Origin of the sequence: Pseudoalteromonas mucoides (assembly GCF_049257175.1) — a bacterium.
Taxonomy (GTDB): domain Bacteria; phylum Pseudomonadota; class Gammaproteobacteria; order Enterobacterales; family Alteromonadaceae; genus Pseudoalteromonas.
This window is the reverse complement of record NZ_JBMMUC010000009.1, coordinates 1-17,923: the sequence shown is the minus strand read 5'-3', so window position 1 is coordinate 17,923 and position 17,923 is coordinate 1. Positions and strand designations below refer to the sequence as shown.

The 17,923-nt window shown below is 40.8% G+C and carries 12 protein-coding genes and 1 pseudogene; 11 read left to right on the top strand and 2 right to left on the bottom strand.

Translation table 11 applies throughout. From position 1 onward, the window contains the following. Nucleotides 1-143: 143 nt before the first annotated feature. The 6 genes from AAEU30_RS11170 to AAEU30_RS11145 all read left to right on the top strand — a co-directional run bounded on the left by AAEU30_RS11170 (nucleotide 144) and on the right by AAEU30_RS11145 (nucleotide 12,329). Nucleotides 144-2,936: a TonB-dependent receptor gene (locus AAEU30_RS11170; RefSeq protein ID WP_421960576.1), complete on the top strand. Its 2,793-nt coding sequence runs from the start codon at nucleotides 144-146 to the stop codon at nucleotides 2,934-2,936. 96 nt (nucleotides 2,937-3,032) lie between these two features. Next, nucleotides 3,033-4,532 carry a tryptophan halogenase family protein gene (locus tag AAEU30_RS11165; protein ID WP_421960575.1) on the top strand — a complete coding sequence of 500 codons (1,500 nt, stop codon included), beginning with the start codon at nucleotides 3,033-3,035 and terminating at the stop codon, nucleotides 4,530-4,532. Nucleotide 4,533: 1 nt separating this feature from the next. Next, nucleotides 4,534-6,390: a glycoside hydrolase family 13 protein gene (locus AAEU30_RS11160; protein WP_421960574.1), complete on the top strand. Its 1,857-nt coding sequence runs from the start codon at nucleotides 4,534-4,536 to the stop codon at nucleotides 6,388-6,390. A 116-nt stretch (nucleotides 6,391-6,506) separates the two neighbouring features. Beyond that, on the top strand, nucleotides 6,507-8,402 hold the full coding sequence (locus AAEU30_RS11155; protein WP_421960573.1) for an alpha-amylase family protein: 1,896 nt from the start codon (nucleotides 6,507-6,509) through the stop codon (nucleotides 8,400-8,402). Further along, nucleotides 8,392-9,879 carry an MFS transporter gene (locus tag AAEU30_RS11150; RefSeq protein WP_421960698.1) on the top strand — a complete coding sequence of 496 codons (1,488 nt, stop codon included), beginning with the start codon at nucleotides 8,392-8,394 and terminating at the stop codon, nucleotides 9,877-9,879. Before AAEU30_RS11155 ends, AAEU30_RS11150 begins: the two co-directional genes overlap by 11 nt. Before the next feature lie 44 nt (nucleotides 9,880-9,923). Further along, nucleotides 9,924-12,329 carry a glycoside hydrolase family 15 protein gene (locus tag AAEU30_RS11145; RefSeq protein WP_421960572.1) on the top strand — a complete coding sequence of 802 codons (2,406 nt, stop codon included), beginning with the start codon at nucleotides 9,924-9,926 and terminating at the stop codon, nucleotides 12,327-12,329. Nucleotides 12,330-12,477: 148 nt separating this feature from the next. On the opposite strand, the gene AAEU30_RS11140 is transcribed toward AAEU30_RS11145, so the two are convergent. Both AAEU30_RS11140 and AAEU30_RS11135 read right to left on the bottom strand, forming a co-directional pair. Continuing rightward, nucleotides 12,478-13,449 carry an integron integrase gene (locus tag AAEU30_RS11140; protein WP_421960571.1) on the bottom strand — a complete coding sequence of 324 codons (972 nt, stop codon included), beginning with the start codon at nucleotides 13,447-13,449 and terminating at the stop codon, nucleotides 12,478-12,480. A gap of 217 nt (nucleotides 13,450-13,666) precedes the next feature. Beyond that, on the bottom strand, nucleotides 13,667-14,167 hold the full coding sequence (locus AAEU30_RS11135) for a hypothetical protein (protein ID WP_421960570.1): 501 nt from the start codon (nucleotides 14,165-14,167) through the stop codon (nucleotides 13,667-13,669). 377 nt (nucleotides 14,168-14,544) lie between these two features. Here AAEU30_RS11135 and AAEU30_RS11130 point away from each other — a divergent pair, with 377 nt between their 5' ends. The 5 genes and pseudogenes from AAEU30_RS11130 to AAEU30_RS11110 form a co-directional block, all read left to right on the top strand. Then, a complete protein-coding gene (locus AAEU30_RS11130; RefSeq protein ID WP_421960569.1) occupies nucleotides 14,545-15,009 on the top strand; it encodes a hypothetical protein in 465 nt (154 codons plus the stop codon). Nucleotides 15,010-15,139: 130 nt separating this feature from the next. Next, nucleotides 15,140-15,418, top strand: a complete 279-nt coding sequence (locus AAEU30_RS11125) for a hypothetical protein (protein ID WP_421960568.1) — start codon at nucleotides 15,140-15,142, stop codon at nucleotides 15,416-15,418. A gap of 119 nt (nucleotides 15,419-15,537) precedes the next feature. Continuing rightward, on the top strand, nucleotides 15,538-15,846 hold the full coding sequence (locus AAEU30_RS11120) for a hypothetical protein (RefSeq protein ID WP_200911295.1): 309 nt from the start codon (nucleotides 15,538-15,540) through the stop codon (nucleotides 15,844-15,846). 120 nt (nucleotides 15,847-15,966) lie between these two features. After that, nucleotides 15,967-16,533, top strand: a complete 567-nt coding sequence (locus AAEU30_RS11115; RefSeq protein WP_421960567.1) for a hypothetical protein — start codon at nucleotides 15,967-15,969, stop codon at nucleotides 16,531-16,533. Nucleotides 16,534-16,882: 349 nt separating this feature from the next. Beyond that, a pseudogene (locus AAEU30_RS11110) lies at nucleotides 16,883-17,923 on the top strand (transposase); the annotation flags it as partial.

The following is a 17,923-nucleotide window of genomic DNA, read 5'->3' as shown; positions in this document are numbered from 1 at the left end:
ATACGTATGCATAAAGTTGTTAATAAAATAAAGCCAGCGTTAATATTCATCCTGACAACAAAATCAGCTAACGAATAACATCGCTTCTATCACAAGCACGTTATTACGGTAGTAATACAAAATATGGGTAACGGGAAAACATCATGTCTATGTTCAAACCAAGTATATTAACAATTGCACTTGCAACAGCAGGTATTAGCAGTTTCGCTTCATACGCACAACAAGAACAACCAACAGCAAAGAGTGACGTTGAAGTCATCGAAGTTAAAGGTTTTCGTGGCAGCGTAGTAGAGTCAATCAATACAAAGCGTTTTTCATCAGAAGTGGTTGAATCTATCTCTGCAGAAGATATCGGTAAACTTCCAGATACATCTATTGCTGAATCAATTGCTCGTTTACCAGGTCTAACAGCACAACGCCTTGATGGCCGCGCAAGCCGAGTGAGTGTTCGTGGCTTTAGCGAAAATGAAAGTGCAACGACCTTTAATGGTCGTGAGCAAGTATCAATTGGTGATAACCGTGGTGTTGAGTTCGACCTTTACCCATCAGAAATAATGAGCGGTGTTACCGTATATAAAACACCAAGCGCTAGCCTCGACGCTGAGGGTATTGCGGGTGTTATCGACATGCAAACTGTAAAACCGTTAAGTAAAGGTGAGCGTGTGATCATGTTTAATGGTCAATTAGAGCAGTCAGGCTTTGATAAGCTCAACCCTGATGGCGATGATCAAGGTTTCCGTGGCACGGTTTCGTACATTGACCAGTTTGCAGATGACACGATTGGTGTCGCATTTGCCTACAACACCATGAGCTCACCTAATCAAGAAAAGCGTTGGAACTCTTGGGGGTATCCTGAATTCGAGGTTGATGGACAAAATTATTCAATCTTAGGTGGTGCAAAACCATTCGTGCGTTCATCAACCCTTGAGCGTGATTCCGCAATGCTAGTAGTTGAAGCCGCACCAACAGATCGCTTAAGTATGACATTTGATGCCTTATATGTGGATTTTTCAGATGAAAAAATTCTACGAGGTATCGAAGTACCATTTGCTTGGGGACAAGGCTCAATTTCGGCTGATTCAGCCACTGTAGACCCTGAAACAGGATTTATCACCAGTGCTGTAACGCAAGGTCAACGTGTAGTAGTTCGTAACGATGTTGAAGAACGAGATGCTGAACTAACGCAGTTTGGCTTTAATACTAAATATGATATTGACGACTCATGGTCGGTAGAGTTTGATGCGAGCTTGTCTGAAGTTGAGCGAAAGGATTGGAGCTTACAAAGTTACTCTGGCACCGGCCGTGGTGATGCAAATGGTATTGCTGACAACATTGGTTATTCACTTGATGGTGGTAACACAGGCGCACAATTTAGCCACGAGCTTGATTATAGTGATTATAATCTGATTCAGTTAGGCGGCCCTTTATCTTGGGGGACTAGCGCGGCGCTTAATGATAAATACGGTTTGTCAGGTACATCTTATCAAGATACAGCCCAAGATGGCTTTATCAATGCCCCTGAGGTTAACGATGAACTGCATACTTTAAAGCTAGCGGCAAGTAAGCTATTAGAAAATGATTACTTAAGCAAAGTTAGTTTTGGTATGTCATATCGCGACCGCGAGAAGAGCAAAAAGTCTGAGGGATATTACTTAACATTAAGTGACTTCTCATTAGATAATCCAGGTACGCTTGTTGTGCCAGAGCAATATCGTCTCGGAATTGCTAGTTTAGATTTTATCGGCATGGGGGATATAATTGCCTATGATACCCGTGCACTGGTAGATGATGGGTATTATGGCTCAATCCAAGAAAGTTTAACGGATATAAAACACACGACGCAATCATACACAGTGCAAGAAAAAGTCACTGCCTTTTTTGTACAAGCAGATATTAATGCCGAAGTAGGTGAACTACCGCTTACAGGTAACTTTGGTGTTCGTTATGTGAGAACTGAGCAATCTTCGCAAGGTTTTGCGGCAGTGCCTAATAATGATACGGGTCTGGTTGAGGCTGTTCCTAATAATGTGTCACATGATTATAGTCATGTTTTACCAAGCATTAATTTATCTTTGGCGCTTGATGAAGATCAAACAATCCGTTTCGGTGCAGCAAAAACCATCTCACGAGCTCGCTTAGATGAGATGAATGCTTCAGTTAATGCGAGCTACAACTCTGAACGCCCGGATGAAAACGGCAACTATTGGTCAGTATCTGGTGGTAACCCTTCACTTGAGCCAAAAGAAGCAACGGGTTTTGACTTTACTTATGAAAACTACTTTAGTGCAGAAGGTTACTTCTCAGCGGCTATATTTTATAAAGACTTAAATCAATGGATATTTGATGGTGTATACGAAGTTGATATGTCAGGAGTGGCTGATCCTTCAACGGGAGAGGTACCTGAGAATAGTAGCGGTACTGCATCTGGTAAAGTGAATGGTGGTGGTGGAGACCTTTGGGGTTATGAATTGTCTCTTGCTCTACCGTTTAACGTTTTTAGCGACTCATTAGAAGGGTTTGGTTTAATTGCCAGCCATACTGGGATTGAACAAGATGTTGAAGATCAAAATGGTAACGAGTACGAGCTACCTGGTCTGTCGGATAAAATAGAAAGCTTAACTTTTTATTATGAAAACTATGGCTTCCAAGCGCGTACCAGCATGCGTAAACGCAGCGACTTTAAAGGTGATATTTACAACGCAGGTTATGAAACTCAGCAAGTGAATATCTTAGGTGAAACAATTTGGGACGTACAAGTTGGCTACGATTTTGGCGAAGCAGGTGTTGAGAGCTTAGATGGCTTAAATGTGACATTCCAAGTTCAAAATATCACTGAAGAACCATTTACAACATTAAGTGGTGATAATGCCTTGCAAGTTCGTGATTACCAAGATTATGGACGTAACTTTATTCTAGGTTTCAGCTACAAGCTTTAACTAAAATTTAGTTAAGATATTTGGCCCTTGTGAATTGTTTTACAAGGGCTTTTTTATATCGACTACACTTAAGTAAAAGCAAGTGGAGCAGGGGCTATGCAGAATAAACAAATAAAAAACGTGGTAATAGCGGGCGGTGGCACGGCTGGATGGATAACCGCAGCACTACTTAATAAAGTGCTCGGCAAGGTTGTTAACATTACCCTTGTTGAGTCAGATCAAATAGGTACTGTAGGCGTAGGTGAGGCGAGTATTCCGCCGATACTTCATCTTAATGCGGCATTAGGTATACCAGAGAACGAGTTTATTAAAGCAACCCAAGCGACGATTAAATTGGGGATCGAGTTTGAAAACTGGCAAAAGCAAAATCATAAATATATGCACGCCTTTGGCGATATTGGCAAAGATTTTCCATTTTGTGAATTTTACCATTTTTGGTTAAGGGCCAAGCAACAAGGTACAGCGTCAGACTTTTGGGACTTTTCCCTCAATTACCAAGCTGCCAAACAGCATAAGTTTGCCCACTTAACGCATATACCAAACACACAGCTTACAGGCTTAAACTATGCTTACCATTTTGATGCCACCCTATATGGCGAATTTTTAAAAGAGCTTACAATTTCGCGCGGCGTTAAACGTATTGAAGGTAAAATAGCCACCGTAAAACAATGTGAAGAGAGCGGTTTTGTTCGCGCCTTAGCGCTTGATGATGGGCAGTCAATATCCGGTGACCTATTTATTGATTGTACTGGGTTACGTGCCTTGTTAATTGAGCAAACCCTCAATACCGGTTTTGAAGATTGGTCGCATTGGTTAGCGTGTGATAGTGCAATTGCAGTACAAACTAAAAGCGCAGCTGATCCCGTTCCTTACACACGCTCAATTGCCCACAATGCGGGTTGGCAATGGCAAATACCACTTCAGCACCGGGTTGGTAATGGCTTGGTGTTTTCAAGCCGCCATATGACGGATGAACAAGCTAAACAACAGTTATTAGCTAATCTACCCGGCGAGCCTATCACTGAGCCGAGAGTTATTCGTTTTAAAACGGGGCGTCGCCGTAAACAGTGGCATAAAAATGTGGTATCGGTGGGGTTATCGAGTGGCTTTTTAGAACCATTAGAGTCAACCAGTATTCATTTAATTCAAACGGCAGCTATTCGGCTAATTAAGCTTTTCCCGCATAACGGAATTGATGAAACCTTGGTTGATACCTTCAACCAACAAAGCCAAACAGAATTTGAGCGCATACGAGATTTTATCATTTTGCATTACAAATTAACCGAACGCACTGACAGTGCATTTTGGCGTCAATGTAAGCAAATGAGTATTCCAGACACTCTGCAAAAGAAAATCGAGCTTTTTAAAGCCACAGGCAAAATTATACGTCAAGACGACGAGCTATTTGCCGAAGTTGCGTGGCAACAAGTCATGATAGGACAAGGCCTTATTGCCGAAGATTTTCACCCTTTAGCCAATGCCCTCAACGACGAGCAATTAGCAGAGCTATTTACAAATTTAAAAACCTTAATTGACGGTACAGTAAACCAATTGCCGACCCATAATGAATTTTTACACAGGATGAAAAACAATTAAAATGAACAAACTCATTCACACACTTTTAGCCAGCTCATTATTAACGACTTGTCTAGCCACAGCGTTAACAGCTAATGCAATGACTGTATCACCACAAAATTGGTGGGTGGGCATGCAAAACGGCTCATTGCAAATCATGTTGCATGAAACTGAGGTTGCAAAACAGCAGTGGCAAATGGTGCCATACTCAGGCGTTGAGCTAAAAAGTATTACCAAAACTGATAATGTAAATTACGCCTTTATAAACCTTGATATTAGCCCAAGTGCCAAGCCGGGCATGTTACTCTTTAAAAGCCAAACGGGTGAACAGTTTGAATACCCACTACTTGCACGCGATAAGCAAAGTGCAGAGCGCCAAGGCTTTGATAGTGGCGATACCATTTATTTAATTAACCCTGACCGTTTTGCCAATGGCGATAGCAGTAACGACTCGGTACGCGGTATGTCGGAGGCTGCAAACCCAAGTGAGCGAGGGGGGCGTCATGGTGGCGATATTCAAGGTATTATCAATGCATTACCCTACCTAGATGAATTAGGTGTCACGCAGTTATGGTTGACTCCACCGCTTGAAAACAACATGCCAAGCTACTCATACCATGGTTATGCCATAACAGACTTTTACAACATAGACTCACGTATGGGCTCAAATGAACTTTACCGTGAGTTATCATCTATTGCTAAGCAACACGGCATCGGCTTGGTAATGGACTTAGTACTGAATCATTTTGGCTCAGAGCATGTGTGGATGAAAGATAAACCCACCGCTGACTGGATAAATTTTAATGGTGATTTTGCAAACGGTAAAAATGCCACAAGCCACGCGCGGCAAACAATTCAAGACCCGCATGCCAGTGAGTTTGATAAACGCCAGTTTAGTGATGGCTGGTTTGTCTCAACCATGCCTGATCTAAATCAGCGTCAGCCTTTATTAGCTACTTACCTTATCCAAAATGCGATTTGGTGGATTGAATACGCCGACTTAAGCGGTATTCGCGTTGACACTTATTCATATTCAGACAAGGCATTCTTAGCCGATTGGACCAAAGCGATTATGACTGAGTACCCCGCATTTAATATTGTGGGCGAAGAGTGGACTTCAAACCCTGCGATTGCTTCGTACTGGCAAGCTGGAAAAATAAATAGCGATGGCTATACGTCAAGCCTGCCAAGTGTAATGGACTTTTCATTGCAAGAATCGCTCATTCAAGCACTTAATGAAGACGAAAGCTGGAATACAGGTTGGGTCAAAGTGTATGAGTCTTTGGCGAATGATTTTTTATACCCAAACCCAGATAACTTACTCGTGTTTGCAGATAACCACGATATGAGTCGCGTTTATACAGAGCTTGAACAAGACCTAGCAAAAACCAAAATGGCGATGACCATGTTGCTTACCACGCGTGGTATTGCCCAAATGTATTATGGCACTGAGGTGCTATTAGATAACACGGGCAGTAACGACCATGGTGATATACGTATTGATTTTCCCGGTGGCTTTGCAGGACAAAAAACGAACGCGTTTACAGGCCAAGGCCTAAACGCTGATCAAGTAGATATGCAGCAAACCATAACAACACTGCTTAACTTTAGAAAAAACAGCCCCGCGATTGCAAAAGGAAAGCTGACACACTTTAGCCCAAAAGAGGGGGTGTATAGCTACGCCCGTGTTAGCGAACAACAAACTGTGTTGGTGTTTTTAAATAAAAATACCACAGCTAAAACGTGGTCGTTAGATTACATGCGTGAAGTTATAGGCAACCATAAAAGTGCAACCGGCTTATTCAACAAGCAAAAAGTGAAACTAACCAAACCGCTCACCTTACCTGCGATGAGCGCCGTTGTATTGGTGATTGAATAACGTGAATACGTATGCAAATACTGTCAGTCATCGGCAGTTCACATTAATATCATAGCTATAATAAAAATGACGGTTTAATTACATCTTGTTAAACCGTCTGGATAAGTAAGAAGATTATGACAACAAACAAAACCACAATTAGCTCACTTAAGTACGGCTCGTTGCTTTTAGCTAGCAGTGTACTTTTAACTGCTTGCTCTGAGAAACCTGAGCCTAAAGCAAATGAGCAACAAGTTGCAAAGCAGCACTTTAGTGAACATTCAAAGCCAGTGGTATACCAAGTGTTTACCCGTCTGTTTGGTAATACGCAAACGGCCAATGTGCCTTGGGGCACAAAAGAGCAAAATGGTGTAGGCACATTTAGTGACTTTAATGATGCGGCTTTAGCGGGTATTAAAGAGCTTGGCACAACTCATATTTGGTATACCGGTGTGTTACATCACGCATTAGTGGGCGACTACAGCCAGTATGGAATTAGCCAAGATGACCCTGATGTTGTAAAAGGGCGTGCAGGCTCACCTTATGCGATTAAAGACTATTACGATGTAAACCCAGATTTAGCAATAAACCCTGAACGTCGATTAGAAGAGTTTTCAACATTAATAGAGCGCACTCATCAACATGGAATGAAAGTAGTTATTGATATCGTGCCAAATCATGTTGCGCGCCATTATCAATCAAGCGCAAAACCTGCTGGTGTAAAAGACTTTGGTGAACAAGATGACACCAGCGTAGAGTATGCTCGCGATAATAACTTTTATTATGTAACAGGGCAGTCGTTTCAAGTGCCAACCAGCGAAGGCTACCAAGTACTTGGTGGTAACACGCATCCATTAGCCGATAACCTATTTGATGAAACACCCGCAAAGTGGACGGGTAACGGCGCGCGTGCTGCTAAACCAGATATAAACGACTGGTACGAAACAGTTAAAGTTAACTATGGGGTGAAACCTGACGGCAGTTATGACTTTCCCACTTTACCAAGCGATTATGCCAATAAAGATTTACGTGCCCACTTTGAGTTTTGGCAAGACAAAGATTTACCTAACAGCTGGTACAAATTTAGAGACATTGCGCTGTACTGGCTTGATAAAGGCGTAGATGGCTTTCGCTATGATATGGCTGAAATGGTACCAGTGGAGTTTTGGAGTTTTTTAAACTCGTCGATTAAAATGCATAACCCAGATGCATTTTTGCTAGCCGAAGTATACAACCCAACTTTATACCGCCCTTATATTCATCAAGGGAAGATGGATTACCTCTACGACAAAGTAGGCTTTTACGACACGCTTAAAGGCGTTATGCAAGGCAAGCAAGCTGCAAACAGCATTTTTGCACCACAGCAAGCCGTTGCAGATATTGAACAACACATGCTGCACTTTTTAGAAAATCATGACGAGCAACGTATCGCAAGCCCTGACTTTGCCGGCAGTGCTGACAAAGGTAAACCAGCGCTGGTGGTATCAAACCTTATTAGCCGTGCTCCGACACTGTTATATTTTGGACAAGATGTGGGTGAAGACGGCTCTGAAGATGCAGGCTTTGGTAAACCAACCCGTACCAGTATTTTTGATTATATTGGCGTGCCAGCGCATCAAGCATGGATGAACAATGGCAAATTCGACGGTGGCGCGTTAACTGCTGAACAAAGCCAATTACGTGAATATTATAAATCAGTGATGGCACTGAGTAAGCACCCAGCAATTGTGGCCGGTGACATGCAACCACTTACGGTAATAGGCAATGAGCAGGTTGCCGCGTTTAGCCGCAATATTGGCAAGCAACAACTGTGGCTTGTGAGTAATTTTTCGAGCGTACAAACCACAGTCACCATTGAAATACCAATGACTACCTTAGTTAATGATGAACGTGGCGAGTTTAAGTTACTGGATTTACTTGAAGCAAACCAAACCGCAATGATGAATATCACCGAACAACAGGCACAAATCAGTTTAACTTTAAATGCGCTTAGCAGTGCAGTATTAACCACTGGAGCACATGATGAGAGATAACAAACCCGATTTAAGCTTTTGGCAAATATGGAATATGTGTTTTGGCTTTTTAGGTATTCAATTTGGCTTTGCGCTGCAAAACGGTAACGTGAGCCGAATATTTCAAACATTGGGTGCAAACGTTGATGACATTCCTATTTTATGGGTGGCAGCGCCGTTAACAGGCTTAATTGTGCAGCCAATCATAGGGTATTGGAGCGATAAAACCTGGGGCAAACTAGGGCGTCGTCGTCCGTTCTTTTTATACGGCGCTATTTTAACGACCTTATCACTGTTTATTATGCCTAACTCTCCTACATTATGGATAGCGGCAGGTATGCTGTGGATCATGGATGCTTCTATCAACGTAACCATGGAACCATTTCGTGCTTTAGTGGGCGATAATCTTCCAAAAAAACAGCGAGCAACGGGCTATGCCATGCAAAGCTTTTTTATTGGTGTAGGTGCGGTTGTGGCGTCAGCATTACCGTGGATGATGACCAACTGGTTTGATATTGCTAATACCGCACCACTGGGGCAAATTCCAGATTCTGTGAAGTATTCATTCTACTTTGGCGGAGTCATTTTATTAATTGCCGTTGGCTGGACGATTCTAACCACCAAAGAATATTCACCTGAGCAACTGGCTAAATTTAACGAGCAAGACCGCGCTGATGAACCACAAAATATAACCAATACAGTTAACTTTACGAAAGGCGGTATTATTTTTACTGTACTTGGTTTAGCTGTGCTTGGGCTTGTAACAGGGCTAAGTCTTGAAAAAGAGCTTTACCTACTAGCTGGTGGCTTAGTGAGCTTTGGCGTTATTCAATTTATTGCGGGTGCACTTAAGGCAAAGCAAGCAACGACAGGCGGTTTTTACCAAGTAGTAAATGACGTATTCACTATGCCAGAGGCGATGAAGCAACTCGCCTGGGTGCAGTTTTTTAGTTGGTTTGCACTGTTTGCAATGTGGATTTACACCACGTCAGCGGTGACCAGTTTTCATTATGGTAGCAGCGATACCAGCTCTGCGGCGTACAATAACGGCGCTGATTGGGTCGGTATTTTGTTTGCTGCTTACAACGGTTTTGCCGCAATTGCCGCGTTATGTATCCCGATCATCGTAAAACGTGTGGGTTTAAAGCTCGCGCATGCCATCAACTTAATATTAGGTGCGCTAGGGCTGGTTAGCTTTATTGTCATCAAAGATCCAACGTTACTTATTTGGCCAATGATAGGCATTGGTTTTGCGTGGGCGTCTATTTTATCACTGCCGTACGCCATGTTAAGTACCTCAGTACCGAGCCACAAAATGGGCGTATATATGGGGATTTTTAATTTCTTTATTGTGATCCCACAATTACTGGCAGCTAGCGTACTTGGCCTCATTTTACGTCACTTTTTTGAGAATCAACCTATATATGCATTAGTGCTAGGCGCTGTGTCATTTGTATTGGCGGCTGTTGCTGTGTTGCGTGTTAAGCACACACAGTAACGTTTGCACGCTCTATCACTAAGAGAAAGAATTAAGGGTAAAAAATGAAAAAATACAACATCATCACCACAAGTTTACTTATGCTCGGTTTAACAGCTTGCAGCACAGAACAAGCAAAAACAGATACACACGTCACTTCGCAATTATCAGCACCGGGTGCGCCTGGCGCAGAGCCATTTTGGGCATACTCAGGTAAAACCGGTATTGGCACGTCATTTGAGCAATACCAAAACGGCGCATACAGCGATAATGCAGCAACAGGCACAGTATCAAAAGTATGGTTTTCGATTGCTAAAGGCATGATCACTGAAACCATGTTTGGGCTTATTCACCAAGCGCAAATTAAAGACATGCAGTTTGTGGTCGTCGGTAAAGACTTTACCGTCACAGAAGCCGACGACCTTGATGTTACGATTGATTATTTATACAAAGATGCGCAAGGTCGCCCGTTATCACTGGCTTACAAAGTAACCAGCAGTGACAAGCAAGGCCGCTTTAGCCTAGAAAAACACATATTTACCGACCCAGATGGCCAAACCTTGTTTGTACGCAGTATTTTTAATACCAAGCTTGAAGGCGTTAAAGCCTATGTAACGGTTAACCCATATATAAATAACAACGGCCTTGATGACTTTGCAAAAACAACGGAGCAAGGCTTGGTTGCTTGGCAGGGTGATAATTACTTATCACTGCAAGGCGCAAAACCGTTTAAACAAACCAGTGTTGGTTTTACAGGCAAGAGCGATGGCCTAAGTGATCTTAAAACCTCACAGCAACTAAATAATGTTTATACCAACACCGGTGAGCAATCAGGTAATGTGAGCTTACTCGCTGAGTTGGGTGAGATTGGCAAAAACAGCCAATTTGATTTAACTCTGAGTTTTGGTAACAACGAGCAAACAAGCTTTAAAGAAGGTCAAGCCAGCTTAAATCGTGGCTATCAACAAGTACTTGATAACTATAATGGTAAAGGCGAAGCGTTGGGCTGGCAAGATTACCTACAAAACCTTGCACCAATTAACACCATGACAGCGCAAACGGCTGATAACGGTAAACTTCTTTACACCAGTGCCATGGTGTTAAAAGCGCAAGAAGACAAAACACATGCGGGCGCGCTTATTGCGTCGTTATCAAATCCGTGGGGCGAAACAGTATCAGCAAAAACGGGTTCAACCGGTTACAAAGCGGTATGGGTACGTGACTTTTATCAAGTAGCCATGGCTTTTATGGCAATGGGCGATACCGCCACGGCTAAAACTGCATTCGAATACCTTGAAAAAGTACAAGTAAACGCTAATACACCAGGCAACAATGGCGATACTGGCTGGTTTTTACAAAAAACGCACGTTGACGGTGAGCTTGAATGGGTAGGCGTACAGCTTGACCAAACAGCCATGCCTATTATGCTTGCGTGGAAACTGCACCAAGCCGATGTGTTAACCGATGCAGAGCTAACTGATTGGTACGGCCGTATGTTAAAACCTGCTGCTGATTTTTTAGTTGATGGTGGTCTTGCTAAAATTTTGTGGAACGACATGCAAATCACGCCGCCAGCCACACAACAAGAGCGCTGGGAAGAGCAAGAAGGTTACTCACCTTCAACAACCGCTGCTGTTGTAGCAGGTTTAATTACCGCCGCTGATATTGCTACACTTGCTGGTGATGACAAAAACGCTAAGCGATACCTTGAAACCGCTAAAAAATACAATAGTGATATTGAAAGCATGATGTTCACCACCGCAGGTAATTTAGAATCAAGCAATTCAGACGGTGAGTATTTTATTCGTATCGGCCAAGATAAAGACGCCAATTCAAATACTAAAATTAATGCCAATAATGGCCGCGAAGGCTTTAATAAAAAGCAAATTTTAGACGGTGGCTTTTTAGAGCTAGTACGTTATGGCGTGCGCGATGCACTCGCCCCAAGTATTGTAAAAACCCTACCTGAGTATGACGATGAAACATTAGCCGATAATTTACAAGTTAAATACAGCTACCAGTTTAGCGATGGCAGCGGTTCATTTCCAGGCTATCGCCGCTATGGTAATGACGGTTATGGCGAAGACGAAGTAACTGGCACCAACTACGCCGAAGGCGGGCAAAATACCCCTGGGCAACGTGGTCGTGTATGGCCGTTTTTCACTGGTGAGCGCGGTCATTATGAAATAGCCGCTGCAAATGCCACACAATCGTTAAACGCAGACAAGCAACAATCTATTAAAAACACTTATGTGAAAGGGTTAGAGCAGTTTGCCAACGAAGGCATGATGCTACCTGAGCAAGTATGGGATGGCGTAGGCAACAACAAAGCAGGCTACCAACTTGGCGAGGGCACCAACTCTGCCACACCACTTGCGTGGACACATGCAGAGTACGTTAAACTGGTACGCTCATTAAGCGACAAACACGTATGGGATCACTACCCAGTGGTTGAAAAAGCACTAAAGTAAGTTTGTTTAATCAGTAATACTGAGCACTCAAAAGCCACGGTTTATAGCCGTGGCTTTTATGGAAATTTAAAATATTAATGCTGTATCAAGTTATGTATCAGCGATTTTATATTGCGTATTATACATAAATAAAATACCTTGATTTTACCTATGATAATCTCGAAAATGGACTCACCACGCCATTGGCACCTTGTTGTAAAACATGTGTATATATCTGAGTTGTTCGCACATCGCTATGGCCTAATTGCGCTTGAACCGTTCGAATATCAGCGCCATTTTGGAGTAAATGCGTTGCAAACGAATGGCGTAAGGTATGCGGTGTAACATGTTTATTAATTTGTGCTCTTGCCGAAGACAATTTTACTGCCTTTCTTACCCCTGAATGATCTAAGTGGTGGCGTCTTATTTCTCCTGTTTCAGGGTCTGTACTTAATTTATGTGATGGGAACAGAAACTGCCATTGTAATGACTTATTAGCACTTGGGTATTTTTTACTAAGTCGATAAGGCATCCATACACCGGCGTACGCATCATTTTTTAAATCTAACTGTAAATATTCATCAACTTGAATTATTTGATTTCTTAGCATTGGTATTAATTCTTCAGCAAGTGTCACAATACGATTTTTATTACCTTTTCCGTTCCAAATGCGTATGTTTTTATAGTCGAAGTCAATATCATGAACTCTTATTTTTACTGCTTCCATCAGCCTTAAACCACTTCCATATAGTAAACTTGCTATCAAATAATGTCGTTTATTTATATGTTTAAAAAATAGCGATACCTCAGCTTGTGTAAGTACGACAGGAAGTTTCTGCTGACGGCTACTCTTAATGAAATTTAAATCTAATGAAAGCTCATTCCTAATAATATGTTTATATAAAAAAGCAAGTGCATTTAAAGCGGTTGCTTGTGTTTTCGCTGCCACTTTCTTAGTGACTGTTAGGTGATTTAAAAATATTTCTACTTCATTATTCCCCATACTGGCTGGATGACGCTTATTATGGAAATGGATATAGGCACTAGTCCAAAATACATAAGTTTCAATAGACTTTTTAGCATAGTGATGGCTATACATATAGTCGATAAGATTATTAAGAAAAGGGGATTTAGTTTTCATTTTAAATGCTATTAACTGTGTTTATATACAGTGTTGGTGATTTTCCTTCTAAGTCAAGAAATAAGGACACTTTCCTTTTTTTACACATTATTAAAAGAACAGCCCGACTTAAAGTTTAAAGCTGGCAATGTGTTACAGTATTTGTTATTAATTATAAGAATAAATAATAGGACATACATTGCTCATAAAAAGAGGAAAGTGTCCTTTGATAAAGTTGTTATATTGCAATATCGAGCTTTGTGCTTATTGCTGTTTTCATAAAACAAACCCAATGCGTATTAGCTCGCTTTCCTGACACGTGACCAAATAGTGGCTTTTCATCGGTTAGCTTTAATATTTCGCTTGTTTTAATCTGTGTTTCGTTCCACTTGAAAATCAAAACACCATTTGTGGCCAACACACGAAAACATTCTGAAAAACCGAGTTTTAAATCTTCTTTCCAGCTTTCGTTAAGCTTTCCGTATTTTTTCTTTTGCCAACCGTTATCCCCAGCTCTGACAAAATGAGGAGGATCAAACACCACTAATTTAAAACTTCCATCATCAAAAGGTAAGTTTCTAAAATCTAGTATTTGATCAGGTTTTATTTCTAGCTTTCTGCCATCGCACAAAATATGGCTTTCATCACGAATATCACCAAATAAAACGTCTGGGTTATCATGATCAAACCAAAACATCTTACTACCGCAACACGGATCTAAAATTTTAGGTGTTTTCATTCTTTTTTACTCTTCTGTTTAATTGCAATATAACAACGCACTTATGTCGGACACGCTACGCTTAGCCGCATAGCGCAAAGGTTAGTTGTCGGCATAAATTTCGTTAAATTGCTTTTGTTCTTGTGTGCTCAACGGTTATTTTGCGTGTGGTTCAATTATTTAGTTTGGTAATGGGAGTGCTGAAAAATCTAATCTTCCTTATTGAGCAATTAACAATGATAGGCAGTATTTAGTTCATTGAATGGCAACAAACGGCAAAGATAGACCGCACGACGGCAATCCAATATATCGACTTCTCTTTACCGAAAGGTAGTAGAGTTATTTCTAATTTGGCGCACTTCCTGCATGATATTGGACATTGACTATGGAGACGACCTATGACACAGATCACAAATACTTTAAGCGTAGCTAATTCATTATTACAGTACAAAACTTCCGAGGTTAAAAATTCTATTGTACCTTCAACTGTACAGGAAACGAAAAGTACAGAAAATGTACGACATGGCTTGGATACATTCATTCCGGATGTCGAAGCAGATCCTTTATTCGCTAAAGAAATGGCTGAAGTCGTTGCATTTATACCTGATAAGTTATTGATGAATTTAAATGACGCCCCCCCACTTTCTGATCCTGTAGCGTACAAGAATTGGGCGGGTATGTCCGAAGAGTTTGATGAAGTCGCATCAAAAGTGACGGGACAACGAATCGAGTTGTTCAATGAAATGAAATCACAAGGTTCATCAGACCAAGAAATTTTTAAAGAGTTATTGTCGTTTAATCATTCACTACCAATGGATTATCAAGTTAAGTCAGGATTGACAAAAGTCGACACCTATGCTTGAAGTGTTTTGCAATTAACGAAACAACTAACAAGTTGCTCAAACGGAAAAATAACAGTTGGCTTGCGCTACGCGCATTATAGCCAACCATTATTTTCCGCTTAGCAAAGCGTTATGTGCCATGGAGGTTTCATTGAAAGATTCAGATAATTCAGAAAGAACTTTAGCTGACGTTGAAAAAACGTTTTATGAAACTCTGAGTAAAAATACTATTTTATCATCTGTAAATAGATCTGCATCAGCACTTGAAAAGTTAGCTGTTAATACTGAAGCTTTAACACAAGAAATAGCAAGCGCTAATGATTCATCTACAAAGTTAACTAAAAGTTTAAATCGCCTTACTTTAGCTGCCGTAATTATTGCTGCTTGTGCACTAGCTTTAGAAGTTATCAAAATGTGCTTAGCTAAATAGCACATAACAAGAACTTCAAACGGAAAAAATACAGTTGGCTGTTTTCACTCCGTTCAACATTTTAGCCAACTGTTTTTTCCGCTTAAGTAGGCGTTATATTTTTATTGGAAGCTAGGTGTATGGAAACTTCTCTGGTGGTATCAATTATAGCTCTAATCGTTGGAGCTCTTTCTGCTTTATATGCAAGGTGGTCAGCAAATCAAGCTAAGCGTGCGAACGACATTGGTAGATTGAATGCTTTACTAGCAATGAAAGAGCACTACCTTAAGCTAATAGAACATCAATATAAATTAGCGGAAACACTTCAAACGAGTTCCAGTGGAATGCAAGCAGTCCGAGAAAAGGTCGCCGATTTAGATACAAGTTTACGTGAAGTAAATGACCAAATAACGCTATACCACGTTAGAATTGTGAAAGACAAAATATAACAAGCGCCTAAACTCCGACAATGTAAAGTTGTCATGGTTTTGGCAAACAACGCAAAAAGCCATGCCAACACATTGCGTGTTAGGCGGGCGTTATATGCTTTTCAAACTACGGAGTATAACTTGGCAAAATTATTTGAAGGTATAGAAAAAGATCACTCCAATGCAGACATTGGATGGATGAACAATAAGTCTCCCTTCTATAACGAAGGTTATAAAGCCGCCGCGCGTGAGTTAACTTTAGATTATGGTGGTAGATCAACAACTGAAAAAGATACTTTGGTATTTCCTGTTGTATTTCTTTATCGGCAATATATAGAGTTAACATTAAAAGACCTTATTCGTGAGTTAGATAATAAATTAGGCTATAAAAGAAATGACAATATTCTTGCACAGCACAAATTACTGCCACTTTGGGACGCCGCAATAAAACAATATGATACTTTTATAAAACAAGAGAATATAACTCTCGTGTTTACCTCAACATCACATAAAGAGCGCATTATTGTTAATCAATTTAACCAAATTGATGAAGATTCATTTTCTTTTAGATATGCATCAGATAAAAAAGGGAAAGAGACTCTTGGAGGTGTTGACTACATAAGTGTAGACAATTTTAAAAGTCAAATTGAACAAGTTGTAACCTATATAGAAAAAATGATAGAAACACTTTGTCATACAAGCATATAACAAGTTACTCAAACGGACGCTAAACAGTTGGCTAGCACTCGTTCCTCGTACATTTTAGCCAACAATTTTGCGCCGCTTAGTAAGGCGTTATATGCAAAATCAAACTGGAGTATCTGCTGGAAATGATTCCTGAATTCAAAAGTAAAAAATTTAAGTGTCCAAACTGTAAAGTTGTGTCACAGCAAAGATGGTTTGACAGTCAACTTTCTAGTAAAGCTGCTAACAGCATTATTGATAATGTTTTTTACGAATATCGTTAGCAAAATAGAGAAGACACCCATCCTAAAGTTTGTATTTCGTCAATTTTTTACTAAAGTTTAATTAGTATAAAAAACAAATAGGGTGAAATATGGCTACTGCAAGAAAACGGCAAGTAAGTTTGGCAGATACAAAGTATTATCACTGTATTTCACGTTGCGTTCGGCGTGCATTTTTATGTGGTGAAGATCATTTTACTGGCCAATCCTACGAACACCGCAGAGGTTGGGTTGAAGATAAGCTATTAGAGTTAGCCAAGGTATTTTGTATTGATGTGTGTGCTTATGCCGTAATGAGTAACCACAGCCACTTAGTACTCTATGTTGATGATAAAAAAGCAAACAGGTTGAATGACAAAGCAATTGTTATGCGCTGGCATAAACTGTGTAAAGGCACCTTGCTAACGCAGAAATACGTACAAGGTGAGAAGCTAAGCAAATCAGAGCTCATCTTTTTTAATCAAACGGTCAAACAGTATCGCGAACGCTTATCAAACATTAGCTGGTTTATGCGGTTGCTAAATGAAGATATAGCGCGCAAAGCGAATAAGGAAGACAACTGCACAGGCCGGTTTTATTCGCTGCCATCCATGGCGCTCACCCTTCGGGCCGCCTAAGGCGTTCAAAGTTGTTCCTTACAACTTTGTGGGAAGGTCGCTTTAAATCACAAGCTTTGTTAGACGAAGCAGCACTTGCAGCATGTATGGCCTATGTAGACTTAAACCCCATTAGAGCGAAAATGGCTAATACCCTAGAAGAGTCTGACCATACCAGTGTTCAAAAATGTTTAACAAGCGCGACAGAAGGTAAGCAACCTAAACAGTTACTTCGCTTTGCAGGTATGTCGCGTCAAATAATGCCTAAAGGACTGCCATTTGAGGTTAAATCATACCTTGAACTTGTTGAGTTAACAGGACGAATAGTACGGGAGGATAAACGAGGGCATATTGATAATTCTAGTCTTCCTTTACTAGAAAGATTAAATATATCCCCAGAAAACTGGTTAAAAATAACCACTCAATTTACACGTGTGTTTCATGGTGCAGTAGGCAGGGCATCATCACATGAAAGTTATTGTGAAAACCTCAACCGCAAACGGCGAACAAACATGAGTAACTGTGAAAAGTTATTCG